Origin of the sequence: Shewanella decolorationis, assembly GCF_004354305.1 — a bacterium.
Classification (GTDB): Bacteria; Pseudomonadota; Gammaproteobacteria; order Enterobacterales; family Shewanellaceae; genus Shewanella; species Shewanella decolorationis.
This window is the reverse complement of the sequence record NZ_CP037898.1, coordinates 2,050,331-2,070,496: the sequence shown is the minus strand read 5'-3', so window position 1 is coordinate 2,070,496 and position 20,166 is coordinate 2,050,331. Positions and strand designations below refer to the sequence as shown.

General features: G+C 47.1%; 12 protein-coding genes and 1 pseudogene. 4 read left to right on the top strand and 9 right to left on the bottom strand.

All coding sequences use genetic code 11. From position 1 onward, the window contains the following. Nucleotides 1-426 precede the first annotated feature (426 nt). Together EYR25_RS09470 and EYR25_RS21340 are read left to right on the top strand one after the other, a co-directional pair. Nucleotides 427-3,519 carry a M9 family metallopeptidase gene (locus EYR25_RS09470; protein ID WP_133179602.1) on the top strand — a complete coding sequence of 1,031 codons (3,093 nt, stop codon included), beginning with the start codon at nt 427-429 and terminating at the stop codon, nt 3,517-3,519. A gap of 212 nt (nt 3,520-3,731) precedes the next feature. After that, nucleotides 3,732-3,872, top strand: a pseudogene (locus EYR25_RS21340) (IS3 family transposase); the annotation flags it as partial. 604 nt (nt 3,873-4,476) lie between these two features. Here EYR25_RS21340 and EYR25_RS09465 read toward each other — a convergent pair. The 8 genes from EYR25_RS09465 to EYR25_RS09430 form a co-directional block, all read right to left on the bottom strand. Then, complete coding sequence (locus EYR25_RS09465; RefSeq protein ID WP_133179600.1) at nt 4,477-5,454, bottom strand: transposase; 978 nt, start codon at nt 5,452-5,454, stop codon at nt 4,477-4,479. A gap of 239 nt (nt 5,455-5,693) precedes the next feature. Continuing rightward, entirely contained in the window at nt 5,694-6,299 is a 606-nt protein-coding gene (locus EYR25_RS09460; protein ID WP_133179598.1) for a tetratricopeptide repeat protein, read from the bottom strand. 721 nt (nt 6,300-7,020) lie between these two features. Then, nucleotides 7,021-7,470 (bottom strand): hypothetical protein, encoded by a 450-nt coding sequence (locus EYR25_RS09455; protein WP_133179596.1) that lies wholly within the window; start codon nt 7,468-7,470, stop codon nt 7,021-7,023. Nucleotides 7,471-7,639: 169 nt separating this feature from the next. Then, nucleotides 7,640-7,918, bottom strand: coding sequence for a peptidylprolyl isomerase (locus EYR25_RS09450; protein ID WP_023268767.1), 279 nt, complete (start codon nt 7,916-7,918; stop codon nt 7,640-7,642). Nucleotides 7,919-7,995: 77 nt separating this feature from the next. After that, nucleotides 7,996-10,290 carry a penicillin-binding protein 1B gene (gene mrcB, locus EYR25_RS09445; protein ID WP_133179593.1) on the bottom strand — a complete coding sequence of 765 codons (2,295 nt, stop codon included), beginning with the start codon at nt 10,288-10,290 and terminating at the stop codon, nt 7,996-7,998. Between the two features lie 77 nt (nt 10,291-10,367). Further along, on the bottom strand, nt 10,368-12,917 hold the full coding sequence (gene hrpB / locus EYR25_RS09440) for an ATP-dependent helicase HrpB (RefSeq protein ID WP_165953486.1): 2,550 nt from the start codon (nt 12,915-12,917) through the stop codon (nt 10,368-10,370). A 131-nt stretch (nt 12,918-13,048) separates the two neighbouring features. Continuing rightward, entirely contained in the window at nt 13,049-15,055 is a 2,007-nt protein-coding gene (locus EYR25_RS09435; RefSeq protein ID WP_133179591.1) for a TonB-dependent copper receptor, read from the bottom strand. A gap of 193 nt (nt 15,056-15,248) precedes the next feature. After that, a complete protein-coding gene (locus tag EYR25_RS09430) occupies nt 15,249-17,435 on the bottom strand; it encodes a putative bifunctional diguanylate cyclase/phosphodiesterase (protein ID WP_023268772.1) in 2,187 nt (728 codons plus the stop codon). Between the two features lie 171 nt (nt 17,436-17,606). On the opposite strand from EYR25_RS09430, the gene thpR reads away from it, so the two are divergent. Next, nucleotides 17,607-18,179, top strand: a complete 573-nt coding sequence (gene thpR / locus EYR25_RS09425) for an RNA 2',3'-cyclic phosphodiesterase (RefSeq protein WP_133179589.1) — start codon at nt 17,607-17,609, stop codon at nt 18,177-18,179. Nucleotides 18,180-18,296: 117 nt separating this feature from the next. Here thpR and EYR25_RS09420 read toward each other — a convergent pair whose 3' ends face one another. Further along, a complete protein-coding gene (locus EYR25_RS09420) occupies nt 18,297-19,076 on the bottom strand; it encodes a tetratricopeptide repeat protein (protein WP_039978780.1) in 780 nt (259 codons plus the stop codon). A gap of 419 nt (nt 19,077-19,495) precedes the next feature. Between EYR25_RS09420 and crp the strand changes: the two genes are divergently transcribed. Continuing rightward, on the top strand, nt 19,496-20,131 hold the full coding sequence (gene crp / locus EYR25_RS09415) for a cAMP-activated global transcriptional regulator CRP (protein ID WP_011070954.1): 636 nt from the start codon (nt 19,496-19,498) through the stop codon (nt 20,129-20,131). The last annotated feature ends 35 nt before the right edge of the window (nt 20,132-20,166 follow it).

Here is a 20,166-nt window from a genome sequence, read left to right as displayed (position 1 = left end):
CTAACTCCTTGTACAACTTTTGGATTTCAGGCTCATATCGGCACTACGCAGGTTCAAACCTATTAACAGGTAAATGCTCTTGCTGACAGTTAACGAGTCAACAAAGGGAAGCCTGCAACCAAGTTCAAGCGAAGCAACATTAAAACAATTGCGCTCTAGATTACCAATCTTTATTGGTTACATGACCATTCAACTTAAAAAACACAATAAAAAACAGATTGATGCACTCAATGTAAAATATTTGTAAGTTTTTATCGGTTTATATTGGATATTTTATGCAATTTACACCATGATATTTCGGCGCTAACTGAATTAGATAAGCGTTAAATTCAGTTAGACCAATGAGGTCCGAGGTTAATTGCTGTAATACATCGGATAACGCCCAAGGAAGATCTGCTTTGCAGATAAAATAACGATGGAAACACCATGAAACAGACGCTACTTTTCGCGGCTATTAGCTTAGCCATTGCAACACCTTCGTTCGCCCATAACCATTTAGTATCAGACCAACACGCTGCAATCCCCAGTACGTTAGCACCAATAGCTTCGCCGTCAGCGCCACTCAATTTTGATGCCAGCCATCGGCCGTTATTACCCAGTAACAGCTTGATAGCCTCCCCTAACGAGCCGACACACTCTGAGTACCTCGATGCACATTCTTCACAACAGCAAGCATTGCTCGAGAACTCTCCGAGATCAAAAGTCAGCCGCTTTGCCGCCAATGCCGACTGTAGTAACTTTGTTGGTAAATCGGGCCAAGCCCTGTTAGATGAGCTAACGCAGTCCACGCCGCAGTGTGTCGGTAAGCTATTTAATCTCAAGGGAAGTCACGCAAGCAGCGTATTTAGTGAAGCGAATGTATCCACAGTTGCTAATGCGATTGCGGCCAAGGCGCCCCAATACACTGGCGTGGATAACCAAGGCATTGAGTCACATATTTACTTTGTGCGCGCCGCGCTTTATGTGCAGTTTTACAACCCTAGTGATGTACCCGCCTACAGCAGCGCGGTGAAAAACAATTTAAAATCAGCGCTTAATGCACTTTTTACCAATAACGCGATTTGGACACTCTCCGATGCCAATGCTAGCGTGCTCAAAGAAGCACTGATCCTGATTGATTCGGCTGAACTGGGGGCCGATTTTAACTTTGTCACCCTCAAAGTGCTTAATGACTACAACAGCACATGGCAAGCCAGCTTTGCGCTGAATGCGGCCGCCAATACAGTGTTTACCACCTTATTCCGCGCCCAGTGGAATCCTGACATGCAGGCACTGTTTGCCCGAGATCATGCCATTTTAGATGCGCTCAACCAGTTCCAACTTAACCATAGGGACTTACTCGGCACCAATGCTGAATATGTTTTAGTCAATGCTGTCAGAGAGTTATCTAGACTGTACTACATTGATGCCATGCGCCCCAAAGTGACCCAATTGGTCAAAAATATCTTAAATAGCACCAGCAAAAATGATCCCAGTAAAGTGCTGTGGTTTGCAGCTGCCGAGATGGCAGATTACTACGATCGCAGCAACTGCAATGCTTATCAGATCTGCGGTTTCAAGGCGCAATTGGCCGCCGATAGCTTACCGTTTAATTGGAAATGCTCCGACAGTCTCAAGATCCGCGCCCAAGATCTTTACCAAGATCAAGCAAAATGGGCATGCGGAGTATTAAATCAGCAAGAAAGCCATTTCCACACGATACTCGAAACGGGAATGCAGGCGGTCGCACAGGATAACAATGATGATTTAGAGCTGGTGATTTTTGGCAGCTCGTCAGAATATCAATCCCTTGCCAACAGCATTTTTGGGATCAATACCAACAATGGCGGCATGTATTTAGAAGGCTCTCCCGCAGGACTTAAAAACCAAGCGCGCTTTATTGCCTATGAGGCCGAATGGCGTCGCCCAGATTTTCATGTGTGGAACTTACAGCATGAATACGTGCATTACCTTGATGGTCGCTACAACCTGTTTGGCGACTTCAGCCGCAGCGTATCCGCCAACACAATTTGGTGGATTGAAGGATTAGCGGAATATATTTCATACCGAGATGCCAACCCCGCTGCCATCGCCATGGGTGAAACGGGCGAGTATATGCTCTCAACCATCTTTAAAAACACCTATGACTCTGGCCAAGACCGCATCTACCGTTGGGGTTACCTCGCCGTACGCTTCATGTTTGAAAATCACCGCGATGATGTTCGCCAGATCTTAACCTTCCTGCGTAATAACCAATATGCTGAATATCAAGCATTTATGGATTCCATTGGCACCCGCTATGACAACGAATGGCGCGGCTGGCTCACCAGTGGTTTAAGCACCGCCAACAACGGTATTGTCGATAAAGGCCCAAGTGATGAACAGGCTAATGCCAGTGGTCGCGAAGGCAACTGGGAAGGCCCGACTGGTACCATCAGCAAGGATTACTCACCCTGTCAAGTCAGTAACGAAGCATACCGCTACAGCGAGTCTGCCAGCCTCAGTCTTGAGGTTCCCATGGAGTGTATTGACGCCAAACAAGGCCGAGCCAGCTTTAGCTTTGCCAATACTGACCGCTCGGCTCAGGATATTTGGATCAAAATTGGCGGTGGTTGGGGTGATGCCGACATTTATTACGATTCAAGGGGATGGGCAAGTGCTGAAAAAAATCAGGGCTATGGCATCGGCAATGGTAATTACCAAGTGATCAAAGTGAGCCTAAACCCGAATGAGTATTGGCACTATATCACCCTAGAAGGGGATTTTGGTGGTGTTGATATGCTGGTGAGTACCACTGAGTTAGTTGCCGATACCGATCCCGACTTAGGTGATGGCGGCGATACTGGTGGTGAAGTACCCAGCAATTGCGGTGCCGCAACCATCAATTACGGCAAGCTAACCCTCGGAAAAGATGAATGTATTAGCGGCGGCCGTAATAGCTTTTATTTCTGGGTCGATGCTGACAACAGTCAATTTAGTGTCAGCACAAGCGGGGGAACAGGCGATGCCAATATTTACTTTAATGCCAATACTTGGGCAAGTGCGAGCAATGCCCAAGCCAGCAGTGTAAATCAAGGCAATAAAGAGTCCTTTAGCTTTACGGCAAACCGTGGCTGGCGATATATCACGGTTGATACCACGAGTGAATTTAGTGGCGTAACCTTCAGCCTTAAAGCCGGTGGTGGCAGTAGCGTTCCTAATCAAATTGCCAATGCCTGTGCGACTAAATCACCCGTGAGCTATACCCAACTCACGCCGGGTGATGCCGTCTGTAGTGCCAATGGCCGTAATGACTATTACCTGTGGATTCCCGAAGGAACAAGCCAACTAGAAGTACGCTCGGCTCACGGAACTGGAGATGTCAGCCTTTACTCGGGTCGCAGCTGGGCCAATGCCCAGCAATATGAAGCCGCCTCAACAAACGCTGGCAGCACTACGGAGCAAATCAAGGTCAATAATCCCAGTGCTGGCTGGTATTACATTACGCTCCAAAGTGAAAGCCAAAGTGCAGGTGTGGCCCTTCAAGTAGATTTACGTTAATCAGCCACGCTATTGCGGTATAAGCTAAAAGCAAAAATCCCTGCCTAGCAGGGATTTTTATTATTTCAATCGGTTAGCACACTAAAACAGCTTTAGCATTGCCTCAAACTCACGCGCTTGTAGTGGTCAATTGTTTGATAAACCAGCCATTGTTAACCGCGATTAAAAGTAGAAGTTAATCTGACACTGAAGGATGGGTGTCCAGATTAGAAGAAGCAGAACAGGAAATACTGGATTACATGCTGGGCTACTACAGCCAGGTCCGGCCACATCACTACAATGGTGGTTTGGCTCCGAATGAATCCAAGCGCAGATACTGGCTTAGCTATAAAGATGTGGGCAAAATTAGTTGACCACTACACCTTCTTGGGGACTGTTTCAAAGCCACCTGCTATGCAGATGGCTTTTTACATAGAAAAACAACAAATCAACGTTTTTTGACGTTCTTTGATCTTGCTTTATATTTTATATAATCAAATATAAAAATTAAAAGAGATAAGATAATACCTACAGTTATGAAGAATCCACTAAAAGTCGAATCTACAGCCTTAAACAGCAATAGAAGCTGATAAATGGGCTCCCAGCCCCCAATAATAAGAAGAACACCGATTGAACTAGGACTTATTGTTGCAATACTTCTTATCGTTTCACGAAAATTGCTCATCTAACAAAATCCTGTAGTTGTATCGCAGGCTCCAACAAGACTAGTTACATTCCCTATGAATAAATCTGGCCACCCATTTTTTTAATCAACAACATAATGCACTTTCGGTTTGCCTACAACTTGTACGAGCTAAAATAACGTTAGTGGGAGTCATCAACAGTCGTAGGGACTACATATAAGACAATAAATTGCGCTAATTCCTTCTAAAATGTGGTATTTCAGACGAGGTAAATAGGCCCATAGTGCTTGGGATGTGTTCTGGATGGGGGCTTTTGAAATGAAGTCGGTCGTTGTCAGTTACTGTTAAAGTGCTGACAGCTTGACGCAAAGTGCCGTCGTCGCTTTTCTAAGTGTTCGCAGTAATCGGTCAGTTCTTGCAATGTGCCTACAGGACCATGAAATAGCTTGCCAAACTCGGTGGTCAGCTTGAGCCAATTGTCATGGGGGATATTTAATCTGTTCAGTATCTTGGTACTACTTTCACTGATGTATCCACGTTTATCGTTGCGAATAATTCGGCCGGTATCATCCACCAACTGAAGGTAATCTTTTAATGAAAACGCAATGCCATTGGGTTGGTCGTCGCACTCGTTACCAATAAACGGCAGGAGATTGCTTGGCTGCTCACCTTTTAATGCGGCCCGAATACGCAGTTGAATACTGGTATGGTCGGATTGTTCTGGTGTCTCAGCGAGTTGCGCTCGAATCGGATTTAAATCAACGTAAGTCATACAGGCTAATACCGCAGCTTCATCGAGTAGAGCTTGCGATTTGAATCGCCCCTCCCAGAAGCGACCTGTACAGTTATCCTCTTGGTTTGCTTGTCTTGCAATTGGTTCGTTGAGGCAGCGCATAAACCATGAGATATCGCATAATCGACTGCGATAAAGAGCGATTGAGTGCTTTAATCTGCTCACCTCATGGGCTTCAACTAACTCACCTTTCACGAATTTTTGCGTTAATTCATCGCCTTTAAACAACTTATGCCACTGCTCAAGCACTTCGCGGTCTGTCCAACGATTGGCCGTCTCGATATCGACTCGCAGCACCACATGCAGATGATTCGACATCACCGCAAAGGCTGCGATATCAATGGCAAAAACCGCTTCCAGTTCAAACAATAATGACTCTACCCAAGCGCGGCGATGGTCATAGTTTTTACCCGAGTAACTATCATCACCACATAAAAATGCCCGCCGCACCACGCGGCTACNGCAATGGTAATANGGTGTGTCTTCAAGACTTATCTGAGTTCTGCGAGGGCGCGGCATACAAACCTCCTTGTTCAATGCTTAACCAAAGCATAGTAGGAGGTTAGCTACCGCGCTATTAAGACTGGGTGTCCAGTTTTGTTATTGATTTGTGAGATCTTTGCCGATATAGATTTTTCCATTCGGATACGTGATCTTATAGATAATTTTCGAATCTTCGGTCATAACACCTCAACGCATAAAGCCTAGCTCTGGGGCTGCAAGGGGCGCAGCATAATGCAGTCCCTAACAGCCACTTATTACGTGCTGATTTTGCACAGATGTTTGATTGTTTTTTCATGTTCTTTACCCACCAAACCGACATCTTGATGAAAACGAAATCCAGACCTCTTAACTTTGGCCGCTTCAAGTGCCTTTTGCGCTTCTGAGCCATCGTTATTTATAAGAGCTTTAGACGCATGCCACTTATAATGATCAAGTGGAATCGTAAGCCTATCAAGATGCTCATGTAATACACTTAGTGCGTTAGCGTACTCATTTTCTATTTTTTGAGTTGCCACCAAATATGGATAATCAAGGTACACCCCTGTTTGATGGTTTGGAAACTCCCTTTCTCTTTCAAGGATCTCTTTAAAGGTGGCTATACATCCTTCGAGATCATTTAGCGCGATAAATGCATTGGCTTTTGCTAATAGTGCTCGGACGTCTTCAAATTTGTCTTTTCTGGATTCGAAGTATTCATCTACCAAACGAATAGATACCTCTGGGTGCTTATCAGCCAAAGTAAGAGCTTGGATTACCAAATACTGATTTCGTTGCATTCTTGCTCGTTTCAACTTCGAGTAGAAGTGCTCTTCGATAGATTCGTTCCAATCTTTATTTCTATACCAATCGTCAGATGACACGATAATCCCTTAGCTCGTAACATTTTATTAGTGCGCATACGCGTTTCTCACGTTAGACCAGTAAAAACAGCGCACAGTTAACTATCTGTTTATGCAGAAGTTATCAGCTTTTTATCAAATACACCATCTGGGAAAATGCGCATACGCATTTTTCCAAGCCTATTAACTAAAAGACAGTCTCTATAGTTATTTGATTTTATAAAGTTTTATTTACTGCGGATTGAATTAGTGCGCACTGCTCCTGCCTTAAAATCATACAAAAAACCTAAATTTAAATATGACTGCATACCCATACATTGTCAGCCAATTTCTGGTAAACCAAACATAGGTAAATACATAGAATTTTTATGGCAACAGGAGTGGAAATTTTCGATTGAGCTAACTAGCCGAAACACGAAATGGGGGCAAAAAGCCTTTAGCCAGATGAACAGTTCAATCTTCGTTAAGATTGCCACAGTTACAACAGTGGCCGTTGGCTACATGCCGCCGTCGAGCCTATAAGGATATGTTCACGGCATGTCACAGGGGAAACCGTGGCAATGCATATAACGCAATATCCGATTCAGCCGTCCTGTTTTGGGACAAAAGCGCGTTAGCCTTTCACTCTAAGCCATTGATTTAGATTTAGATTTTTATGGATAAAACTCACACTTAGGGGTAAGAATATGGTCCATAATCGCCAAGCAGCCCTATATTTTATCCCTGCACTCGAAGGGAGCGACTAGATAAGATTGTTAGCTTTCGCAGGTTCCAAATAATCAAACAAGCTGTTCCTTTGGTCTTTATTCAACGCGTAGTAACTAAACTCTATATGTTCGCCGTTAGCCTCTAATAGTTGTATCTGCTTTGGATAATGCGAGGTAACTTTATAGCCACAATATGAAGCTTTATCTATCTTTTGGACTTCATCATAGGTCGAAACAAGAATGTTCTGGTCGTCTATTGTGATTGAAAATGAATCAATTTTTGATTTGCCAGTGTTGAAGAGGAGTAACCATAGGGGAATTAGAATATTCACCGCTAGAAAAACAATAAACATCAGTAAAAAAGTATATTGATCACTTTTTGAACCAACGATGGTGAGTAATCCTAATTGTGGTAGGAGTAGTGTCAACGCAGTCTTATAGAGCCTGTCGAGAATGCTCTGCAAATTTGTTTGTTTTAAATCCATTTACACATACCAGAAGCTAACGTCTTATTCTTGCATTTGCGCGTTTATCCCGTGGGAACGCAGGAAACGCGCAGAGTTAACTATTTTTTTAATAAGCGTTTAGATTGGTGTTGAGATGCAGTTTAATGCGTCGATAGGTCAGCTTATTGACTCAATCAACGCAACCTGCTTAAGTGCGATACAACACCTTCACCACATGCCAACCAAACTTGGTTTTAACGAGATGTGGCACCAGTAGCTCACCGGAAAAAGCGACTTTATCGAACTGGGGCACCATTTGCCCACGTTTAAATTCACCGAGATCGCCGCCCTTTTTCGCCGACGGGCATGAGGAATAGCGCTTGGCTAACGCGCCAAAATTCGCGCCTTTATTTAATTGCTTAATAATATCTTCCGCCTGCTCTTTGTGTTTAACAAGGATATGCACTGCGGCTGCGGTTTTAAACATCTTGTACTCTCTTTATCAAAAACAGCGGTGCAATTAAGTAACACCGCCGTTATCGCTTTACCTATTAAGAATAAGTGTTACTGACCTAAAATCTTCTGCCACCACTGCAACGGCTCCCCGCAGTTTTTAGCTGGATTATAGGTGCCTCTCAGTGCGGGTAATGCCTCGGTATTGCTGCATCCCGCTTCCTTGGCTTCACCCGTATCTCGGTCAAAATAGCCTTGGATCACACCCGATGGCGGAATAGAACGCAGCCCAATGGGTGGTCGCTCCTTCAAGAAGGCTTGGTATACCGCCATCGCCCCGCTGCTGCCATAAAGACTGGTTTTACCGTTATCGTCGCGACCGACCCAAATCGCAGCCACGTTACGCTCATCAAAACCGGCGAACCAAGAATCGCGGCTATCGTTACTGGTACCAGTTTTACCCGCCAGCGCCACACCAGGGAAGGCATTGCCTAAGCGCGTTGCTGTACCCGAGCGCACCACTTGCTGCATGGCATATTGCACCAAAAAGTCAGTATCCGGCGTAATCGCTTGCTCCTTGGCTGAACGCGTTACGGGCAAAGGCTGATTTTCACTATCGAGCACAGCGGTGACTGTGGTGAGTTTACGATAAGCGCCGCTATCGGCGAGGGTTTGATAAACCTGCGCCACCATTAAGGGTGAGCCATTCACCGCGCCCAGTAGCATCGACGGGTACTCGTTAAGTGGTTCTTCCCAACCCGATTTGGCCAGCGTGGTTGCCACCGCATCGACTCCAACGGCAATCCCGAGGTTGACCGTCGGCACGTTCATCGATTTTTTCAGCGCCGTTAACAAGGAGACTTGGCCGCTAAAGGTCTTATCAAAGTTCTGCGGTGACCAGGTTTTGCCCTGCTCATTCTTTAGGGTAATCGGCTGATCTTTCAGTGGCGATGCCAAGGTAAATTTACTATTCGGCGCCAAGGCGGTCGCATACACAAATGGCTTGATAAGCGAGCCTATGGGCCTGCGGATCTCCACTGCGCGGTTATAGCCGTCAAAGCCCGGCGTTTTATCACCGACCATGGCCGCGATACCGCCAGTGTATTTGTCGGTGACCACCATACCTATCTGCAACGACTTATTGCCCTTATCTAAGCTCTTAAAGGTTTGAGTCACGGCGATTTCGGCGGCTTCCTGCGCCATAGGATCGAGTGTGGTGTAAATCTTCACCCCAGATTGTTTTAATAACGCATCGCCGTAGCGCTCGTTAAGCTCTTGTTTAACCAAGGCATAAAACGCAGGTAATTTTTGATGCACAGGCTTATTGGCATTACGTAAACCCAAGGGCGACTCCACCGCCACCTTGTATTGTGCAGTCGTCAGCTCACCCGACTCCATCAAGAGACGCAGCACTAAATCGCGACGCTCTTGGCTGCGCTCAGGATAACGCCATGGGTTGTAGTAAGACGGTCCCTTAATCGCTGCTACTAAAAAGGCTTGCTGCGCCGTGGTTAACTCGCCAATGGGACGACCAAAATAGAATTGCGAAGCCAGCCCCATCCCATGCACGGCACGGGATTTATCTTGCCCCATATACACTTCGTTGAGATAAGCTTCGAGAATTTCTTCCTTGCTGTAGCGAAAATCGATAATTACCGCCATTAAGGCTTCGCGAACTTTACGCAGCAACGAGCGCTCGCTCGAAAGGAAAAAGTTTTTCGCCAACTGCTGGGTCAGTGTCGAACCACCCTGCACGGTACGACCCGCGCTGATATTCACAAAAGCCGCGCGCAGAATCGCGAACGGGTTCACCCCGTGGTGCTCGTAAAAACTGCGGTCTTCCACCAGCAATAGTGCCTGCACAATATGTTTGGGCATATCTTCGGTAGAGACAAATAGCCTGTCCTCGCCGTCACCGGTGATCATGCGGTCGAGCAATACAGGTTCTAAATGGAAAACCGCTAACTGGCGCTTATCTTCCATGCGCGCAATAGAGCTGACGCCTTCACTATCGAAGGTGATCATCACTCGCTGCTCAGGCTGATCACCTTCAGGATGCAAAAAGGGACGACGCCATAATTCGATTTTGGTGCTGGATGCAGAGAACTCACCTACCTCGCGGGGATTGGCGACTTTGCGATAACCAAGTAGCTTTAACTCGGCCATCAACTGCGGATGACTCACGGCAGCGCCTGGGTATAACGCCATGGAGCGGCTAAATACTTGTGCGGGTAAGTGCCATTTTTGCCCCTCAAACTTACGGGCGATAATTTGGTCGAGGTAAATACCGTAGAAGGTCACAACGGCGAGGCCGATTAAGGCGAGCTTCCAAGTGAGCGACCAAATGTGCCCAAACAGGCCACGGCTGCGCTGCGCTTTCGCTTTTTTTGTCGTCTTAGTTGTCATATCTACTTCATCATTTATGCGTTAACGGCATCAGTCACAGGCACAACACAAGGTTGTAAATCAAAGCAGTCTAAAGGCTATGACTGAGATAAACCTAAGGTTTTTTTCTTGGTAAATTTTGTCGGTAGCGTATTGGCAGGGTCGTCCGGCCACAGGTGTTTAGGATAACGCCCACGCATTTCTTTTTTCACTTCCACATAGGGCCCTTGCCAAAAACTGGCGAGATCCGCCGTCAGAGCCAAGGGGCGCTGCGCCGGTGACAGCAGCTCCATCGTCACCTTCAGCTTGCCTTGGGCTAATAGCGGGCTGTCAGCCATACCAAAGGTTTCCTGCAAGCGAACCCGCAGTAAGGCGCGACCCGAGGTCTCGTACACTATGGGCGCAAAGGTGCCCGTGGCTAAAGGCCAGGAGGTCGGCAACAGTGCATCGAGCGCCTGCTGCTGCGACCAACTCAATTGATTCATCACTAAACTAAAGCAATCGAGTTTTTGTAATTGCGGCAGATTATTCACATTTTCAAGGTAGGGCGCCAGCCAAGTTTCAAGGTTTGCCTGCAGCGCGGTGTCGCTCATATCCGGCCAATCGGCATTAGGATCTAACTCACGCGCTAACTTTAACCTCGCTTGAAACTGCGCTAAGTTATCGTTCCAATTGAGGATTTGTAACCCCTGCTGGCGAATGTAACTCAGCAATGCCGCCACTATTTGCGCTCGATTGGGGTTAGCAATCGTCTCGGATTTCAGCAATATCTGCCCGACTTTCATTTGACGTTCAGCCACCGCGCGGCCTTTAGTTTCATCCCAGCCACATTGGTCATGGCGCTCCACCAGCTCGGCCAATTCCTTATCGAACAGACTTGGCAATAATGGACTGGCGAGATAAATCCGCCCTGCATTCTTACCTTCGGTTTCTTGAAAATCCGCCACCACCAGCCAAGGCGTTTGCGCTAAAGCATCTTCGGCATTGAGCACCACACCCGTTCCATTGGCCAATTGATAGCCCTCGACGCCACGGGATTTGGCAATGCGGTCGGGATACGCCAGCGCCAACAGCAAACCGACATCCTGATGATGGGCATGGGAGGCTATGGCCACTAAATCAGCCTGAGTAAATTGCTTGTCTAGCGCCAGCTTTTTAAGCCATTGTTTGGCCTGCTGCCCCGCACTGCCTTGGGTGGCCAAATGCAGGTAATTCATGATATCGGCGCCTTTGCGCGGTAATCCCCGCGCCTCTAAAATCCCCGCCAGTAAACAGGCTAAGGCAGCCAATTGATGTTCATCGCGAAATTTGGCCACCAATAACATATGGGCAAGGCGCGGATGACACCCCAACTCATAGGCCGCCTTGCCGTGCTGAGTAAGTTTGTTTTGTTCATCGACCATACCTAAACGCTGAAGCAATTGCCAAGCTAATGCCTCGTTCACCGCGGGCGGCTCAGTCAATAACAGTAAGTCGCTGAAGGATTTCGCGCCCCAGTAGGCACAGTCATGGGCCATGGCGACTAAATCGGCTTGGCTGATTTCGGGCTCATCGGCCTTGAGCAGACGTTGATGCTCTTCTTGGCCCCATAATCGAATACACTCGCCCGCCGCCAAACGCCCCGCACGGCCAGCACGCTGGGTAGCCGAGGCTTGGCTGATACGCTTAAGGCTTAAGCGCGTGACCCCAGTTTTAGGGTTAAAACTCGCTTGGCGTTTATAACCGCTGTCGATAACTAGGCCAATACCCTCGATAGTCAGGCTCGACTCGGCCACGTTGGTGGAAAGCACTATCTTGCGCCTACTGCTATCGGCTTTTATCGCCCTATCCTGCTCCTGCGCCGATAACTCGCCATAGAGTGGGCACACCGCCACTCGGCTGCTATCGAGGCGCTCTTCCAGATACTGCGCCACTCTAAGGATTTCGGCTTTACCCGGTAAAAACACCAGAATATTCTGCGGGCCGTTATCACCAACGGATGTCGCGGCATCGAGCACAACGCGGCTAAGATGGTCGAGCCAATGCTGCTGTCCGGCAACCGGGCGATAGCGAATGTCGACAGGGAAACTGCGACCCTCACTCTGTAACAGGGCGGCATCGGGCATCAACTCGGCTAATGTTAGGCCAGATAAGGTTGCCGACATGGCGAGGATTTTTAAGTCATCCCGCAGTGAGCTTTGCACTTCGAGAGCGAGGGCTAAACCAAGATCTGTGGTCAAATGCCGTTCGTGGATCTCATCAAAAATGATCATCTCAATGCCTTTTAATTCAGGATCTTGCTGGATCATGCGAGTTAAAATCCCTTCGGTAACGATCTCAAGCCGAGTCTCACCACTCACCTTTGACTCGCCACGCACGCGATAACCTACCTCTTGCCCCACCGTCTGTTGCCGACAACTGGCGATAAATTGCGCCACACTGCGGGCGGCTACACGCCTAGGTTCCAGCATTAAAATCCGCCCCGAAATCTCAGGCCAATCCAGCATGGCTAAGGGCAATGCGGTCGATTTACCCGCCCCCGTAGGCGCTTCGAGGATAACTTGCGCATGTTTCGCAAAGGCATCGCGCAGGGATGGCAATAAGGAATGAATGGGTAGATTGTTCAATGCAACAGTATCAACAGGGAAAATGATGGGGCAGTTTAACATAGGCCTTAGGCAGTGTCCCTCCCGCGGCCTTCGCTTTGATACATGACTGTTTTGTTTGGCATTGGCTTGCTAAAAATAGTATCGCCCCGACAGCAAGGCTCTCGGGGCGCCAAAAGTACAAATAAGCCGAGTTAGAACTGATAGGTCAGCTTAGCCCAGAGATTACGGCCCGGCTCGTTGACCCTAAACATGGCCTCACTACCCGGCAGATCGTTACCCGTGCCTGCCTTACTCACATGTTCAGCGTAGGTTGCATCAAACAGGTTTTCGACACCAAAGATAAAGGATAAATCCTTGCTGTATGACCAAGATGCATTAAGCGCCAGCGTACCAAAACCGCTGCTCGGGCCTAAGTCTTGGCCCACGATGTTGCCATGGCCTAAGGTGTAACGGTCTTGCGCGGCCACCACACGCCACTGCGCCGCCATTGTCCAAGCTTGCCATTGATAGTTAACGGTTAATCTGGCCTCTAACGGTGATATTTGCCCAAGCGCGACCTTGTCCGTATCGTTTTCACCATGGGTATAACTTAAGGTAAGTTGAGTCGACCACTGCTCATTAAGCGCATAGTCTAGGCTTGCTTCGCCACCGAATAAGCTGGCATCGATATTACGCGCTACTGTGGTATTGCTGGTCGAATCAATCAGAATATAGTCATTAATCTCACCATAGAAGAGTGAAACCGAAGCCTCCACAGGCCCCTGATAAATCCAGCCTATATCAAATTGATTGGTCGTTTCAGCTTTAAGATCAAAGGCTTTTTGTGTTGGATTATCGGCACTGGCCTTCATGATCTCCCAATAGTCTGGCATGCGCTGCGCCGAGCCAAATCCTGCATAATATTGGTGAGCATCGAGTTGATATTCATAACGCACATAACCGCTGTAGAGGGTATCCTCCCGCTCACCCTGCTGGGCAATTAACAATTCGCCATCCCAGCGATCAACCCTCAACCCAGCGTGCAAGCTACTATTGCCTAAACCTTGGTTATCAAAGCCATAGCGGGATTCGGCAAACAGCGCGTAGTTTTTATAGCGCATATCTTCCTTAAACGGCTTATTGAGTAAGTCGTCTAAACCAACATCGCCGGGCGCCATACTGCGGCCATCATGCGCGCTAGACATATAATCCAGCCCCAGTGTTAATTCGAGGGCATCGAGCGGGGTTAAATCAAACCAAAGATGACCACCGTCGGTCATCCGGCGCACATTGGAGCCAGAATTCACCCCTTCATCAAATCGGTCCATTATATGGTCGTTTTTGTTACTAAAGGCTTGTAACTCAACTGCGGCCAACCAGCTCGACTCAAACTCATGTTGGAACAGTAACGCCGCATCACGGTTATCAATTTGGCGAGCCTTATTTAATCTGTCGGCATACTCTGCCTCACCGCTCGACTCTCCGTAGGTTAACTCCACCACAGTGCGCTCTGTTGGCGTCCAACCCAGGGCAAGATTGGCGTTTTGACGGTCATAACTGGATTGGACTTTATTGCCATTGCCATCCTGATAATGATCACTACTCGATTGATTAATATCAAAATCAAGGTAGTAATTCTTATCACCGGCACTCAACTCCACCATGGCATCTCGTCTATCGAAACTGCCAGCCGTCGCACTGGCACGCCCTTCAAGATCCGCTTGATTAAAACGATGGCGGTTTTTCTCAAACAGAATTGTGCCCGCGGTGCCGACGGGGCCATATTTCACCGTCTGCGGGCCTTTAATTACCGTTATCTGATCGTAGGTTTCGGGATAAATATAATTGGTGGGCGGATCCATACGTCCACCGCAGGCGCCATACACATGCTGACCATCATCGACTATGTTTAGACGCGAACCGCCCAGCCCCCTAAACATAGGATCGCCACCTGAGCCGCCTTTGCGCGTGATGTTAAATCCGGGGATCGAACGTAAAAATCCCGAACCATCATAGGCAGGCAATGGCAAACGGTTCTGTTTAGGATCGCTCACTAAGTGTACGGGTTGACGCATTACATCGGCGGTAACTAGCAGATAATCTTTACATTTTTGGTTTTCACCACAATCGGCCGCCTCAGCAGACCAAGCCAGTTGAGGCGCAGCAGTGCCCAAAACACCCGCTAAAATAACGGCTAATTTGATAGGTTGATACAGCATGACATTCCCCTACATATTGTTTTTAATGATTTTTGTGGGGGTATTGTTGTTACTGGCGAAGGAAGCGCAATCAAAACTCGGCTGGGCGCGACAATCTGTCGCAGCCCAAATTGCGGCGGGTCACAATCGGATTAATATTGATAAATTAATCACTTACATTTTAAGAATTGCAAATAATGAAAAACATCCACACTTAAACAAGCCAAGGATCCGCTAATCCCGAGGTTAATGATAGGAGTGGTGCAGGTTTGTTGATGGCATAACCTTGGGCATAGTCCACGCCTAAGCTTTTTAATTTCAAACCAATTTCCGCCGATTCGACAAACTCCGCCACGACATCGAACCCCATATCTTGTCCGAGCTGACAAATGGCTTTAATAATGGCTTGGTCGGCCTCATCCTCACACAGGTTAATCACAAACTGGCCGTCGATTTTGACATAGTCCACGTTTAAGCGTTTAAGGTAGGCAAAGCTTGAGAATCCCGCTCCAAAGTCATCCAGCGCGAGTTGGCAGTTTAATGGCCTCAGCACTTCAATCAATTTAGTGGCTTGATCTAATTGGCTAACGGCGGCGGTTTCGGTAATTTCGATGCAAAGTTTATCCACCAGCTCAGGTTCGGTCATCAGCCGCATTTCGAGCCAATTCATAAACTCGCTGTCCCCCAATGAGGTCGCCGATAGATTAACCGACACAAGCCCCAGTTGCTGCCATGTTGCTAAATGGCTACTTCCCCATTTAAGTAGATTATCAATTACCCACAGGTCCACCTTTGCCGCTAAGTTATAACGCTCGGCAGCTGGCAAAAAAATCGCAGGTGAAACAATAGTGCCATTGGGTTGCACCATGCGCAGTAACACCTCTAGATGTAACCCAGACTGCTGTTTATTTAACGGTGCAATACTTTGAAAATAAAGCTCAAATTGATTGAGTGCAAGCGCACTAACAATATCGACTGATGCCATCATCTCGGTATAGAGACGCGTCATTTTAGGATCTTTAGCACTATATAAATGCCAACCATTACGCCCTTTATCCTTCGCGAGGCGACAAGCGGCATCGGCATGACTCATCACTGTATAAATATCTGAGGCTGACTTATCGAGTTTAGCGATTCCCATACTCACGCTGACATTATGACAACGGTTTTCCCAAATAAACTCATGGGTCGCTAACTGAGTGCAGATCCGTTTAGCGATATGCTGCGCCGAATCCACATTGCAATAATGCATTAAAATCCCAAACTCATCACCGCCGAGACGGGCAACAATATCGCCCTTACGTACCAGTTGTTTAAGACGTAATGCCAACTGGCACAATAGCTTATCACCCGCTTGATGGCCGCTTATATTGTTAATCACCTGGAATTGATCGACATCGATAAAGGCAACACAGGTGGGCATATCGTCCTTGGCGTGCAACAGATTTTCGAGCAATGCCTCAAAATGCAGCCGATTGGGTAACCCCGTAAGGGCGTCATAATTAGCATGGAAAGACAGTTCATCGGCCAGGCGATATTTTTCGCTGACATCCTCCGCGATCATCACTAAGGTGTCTTTATCGCCGTGAATTTGGCTAAAACTGAGCCTCAACCAAACTAATTGATGGAGCGATTTCAATGGTAACTCGCACCAGGCTTGCCCTAATACGCCCTCACGCACCATGTGCAGTGTATCGGTTAACATGGCATGTTCTTCTTCACGCACCATATCGAATAAATCATAACCATGTTGTGCTGGAAGGGTTTGCAACGCCACTTTATTGAGCATGGTCAGTTGATTTTGTTTATCGAGTAAGGCGCAGGCTAAGGGCAGTTGATTAAAGACTTCACGGTATTTATTTTCACTCGCTAACATATCGTGGGCGATGCGCGTTAACTCCATAGCAGAGCCAATCATCACAGCTGCATGTTGAAACTCTTGAATAAACGCCTCACTCCATTCACAACACTCAGAGCAATTGACGGCACCAAGGGCAATACGGGTTTCGCCAAACACCACTGGAGGTAACACGAGTAAACTTTTAACATCCCAATCCCTTAATAACGCTCGCTCCGCCTGGGCCTCCGGCGGCAATGTATTCACATCGGAAAGATTCAGTAGCTTTGGATTTCTAACCAGAGATCGAAAAAATGGCATACGCGCAAGCGGCCAAACACGCGTTTGCTGGCCTTGACTAAATTGCGGTTTTAAATAGAGATTACGGGTACGCAGATGATCCAGGGATAAGCTCCCCGTCAGAACAAACACACCGTCGCAGTGAAGTTGAAGCGTAATAGCCTCTAATGCTCGGTCAACATTTTGCTCTAGGGTTTCTAGTGGCGTTTCACTAAAAATCGTCACTAATGCCTGTTGAAGGGGATTTGCTAAACCATCTGACATGAAAAAAGATTTCCTTACCTACAATTCCATTTAAGGTAGTATTTCTCCACTTCCAGTGGAGAAACTCACGTAATCGAAAGCCTATAGCCAACCACCCCAGTAGTACTTTCTGCATTACCAAACAAAAGCATAGCTTATGTTTGGCATTTGAGCAGGCGAAGGAGGTAAAGAGTGTTACAACGTCTGTTTCTTGGATTTGATCCCAGCAGCATACAAAGGCAACAACTACTACTGTTGCAGCAAAGCTTGGCATTACAGATAACGCCGAATGCCAAACCTGTGACTCGCACTAATTTGCACTTAACCCTCGCCTTTTTAGGGCTAGCCAATCCGACTCAAGTTGCACTGTTGCTCGACGGCGTCGATAAGCTAGCTAAACCCCAATTTAGCGTCACCTTGGATAGTATCGCCCTATGGCCTAAAGCGCAGGTTTGTTGTTTAAAGGGCGATAACATCAGTCCTGAGTTAGCCCTCTTGGCATCTCAAGCACAGGATTTAGCCCAGCAATTACAGTTGCATCGGAGTGAGCATCCATTTCGGCCCCATATCAGCTTATTTAGAAAGGCAAAGCCGTCAGGCATCTTGGTCAGTGAGCTAACGCTTAAGGAGCTGGTACAGCAGAAAGTCATCCAAGCTTCGATGCTTGAACTCACGCTCGTCCCCGAGCAGCTGCATTTGTATCTTTCCGCCAGTGGTAATCACGGGGTGGAGTATCAAATCTTACATTCTTGGCCGCTCGCATAAGCCTAATCCGCTCACGCGAATAAACATTGCACCAGAAGCAATCCGTAAAAATAATCTGTAAAAACAATCAGCCCGAGCATGGCTCGGGCTGATAGGAAGGTGAGAACGCCGACGGAGTTAATCGAGTAAACGCAAAGTCTCACGGTAGGCGCGCTTTTGTTCATAGCTGTGCAGGCGCTGCTGAAACTCGTCGGTCTTAGTAGCTTCAGCCGTCATCTTTAAAGCGGCTATCGCTTTTTGCTGGGTCGATACCGCGGCACCAAAATCACCGACTTCGGCATAGGCAGCCGCTAAGTTATCGAGGTTGGTGGGGTCGTTCTCATTCACTTTAAGCAGCTTAAGAGATAACTCGAGCGCTTTATTACCATCGCGATATTCGGCCTCAGGGCAAGTTGCGAGAATCCACGCCACATTGCCAAGGGCAATATCATCCCCAACACGAGTAAATTGCTCTACGGCTTTACCGCAGTTACGCGCAATGCCATCGCCACCCGAGGCATAAATAAAGCCTAAACGAAATTGCGCCCAGCGATTACCGCGCTCACCCATGTCCTTATACCAACGTTCGGCCACGGCTAAGTCACGCTTCACTAACTGCCCTTCAAAGGAGAGATCCGCTAAGGTTTGCTGCGCCTTTTCGTGTTGCTGCTCAGCGGCAAGGGTCATCCAATGTAATCCGGTTGGCACTTCTTGCTGTACATAACGTCCAGAGAGAAACATGAGTCCTAGTAAAAATTGTGCGTCGGCATCGCCCTGCTCCGCCTGAACTTGAATATGCACAAATTTACTCGCCGCAACTTCACTAGCTGGCTGTGGAATAGAAAATGCGTGCGCGGCAGCACTCATCCCTAGGGATAGAGTGAATCCTGCGCCTAAAACCCATTGCCTGTATTTCACCTTGTACCTCTTTCAAAAAACAACCGCGTCTTCAAGTTAGCCTGAATTATTCCCATAAGTCGAGCCTAAATCGGCATAATCGAACCCATATTAAATAGAAATAACCACAAAGCCCCTCAATAATTCCACTTCCCCTATTTATTCGTCGATATTGAGGTTATTTTCTTCACAAAAACCCTTAAATGCGTTTATAAGATGTGATTAACTCTACAGAGTTAAGTGAATCCAGTGAGTTTGGCACCGATTTAGTTGACTAATATCACTAAAGTAGCAAAATAAGCTCTAATTTTAGGTGGTTAATTGCATTTATTCACTCATTCTAAACTAAGAGGTGTATCAAGTTTTTATGAGTGTAATTGACGTAAAATGCTTATTTAGAATATTCTTACTTTCGTTTTAATCAATCGAGGAACATCGACATGGCTCTGATTGGTAAGCCAAAACCGGACCCAACTTTGGAATGGTTTTTATCACACTGTCACATTCATAAGTATCCCGCTAAAAGCACCTTGATCCATGCTGGTGAAGACTCAGATACCCTTTATTACATCGTAAAAGGTTCTGTAGCGGTATTGATTAAAGATGAAGAAGGTAAGGAGATGATCCTTTCTTATCTTAATCAAGGCGACTTTATCGGTGAGTTAGGATTGTTCGAAGAACAAGCTGAACGTACTGCTTGGGTTCGCGCAAAACAAGCATGTGAAATTGCTGAAATCTCTTATAAGAAGTTCAAGCAATTAATCCAAGTTAACCCCGAAATTCTGATGAAGCTATCGGCTCAAATGGCGTATCGCCTACAAAGCACTAGCCAGAAAGTGGGTAATTTAGCGTTCCTCGATGTGGCGGGCCGTATTGCCCAAACATTGTTGCACTTAGCTAAGCAACCCGATGCCATGACTCACCCAGACGGCATGCAAATTAAGATCACTCGCCAAGAAATTGGTCAGATCGTCGGTTGCTCCCGCGAAACTGTGGGTCGTATCTTAAAGATGCTTGAAGAGCAGAATTTGATCCAAGCACACGGTAAAACCATTGTGGTATATGGTACCCGTTAAGATAGACTTCAGCTTGATTTAAGCCTGTTTCATTA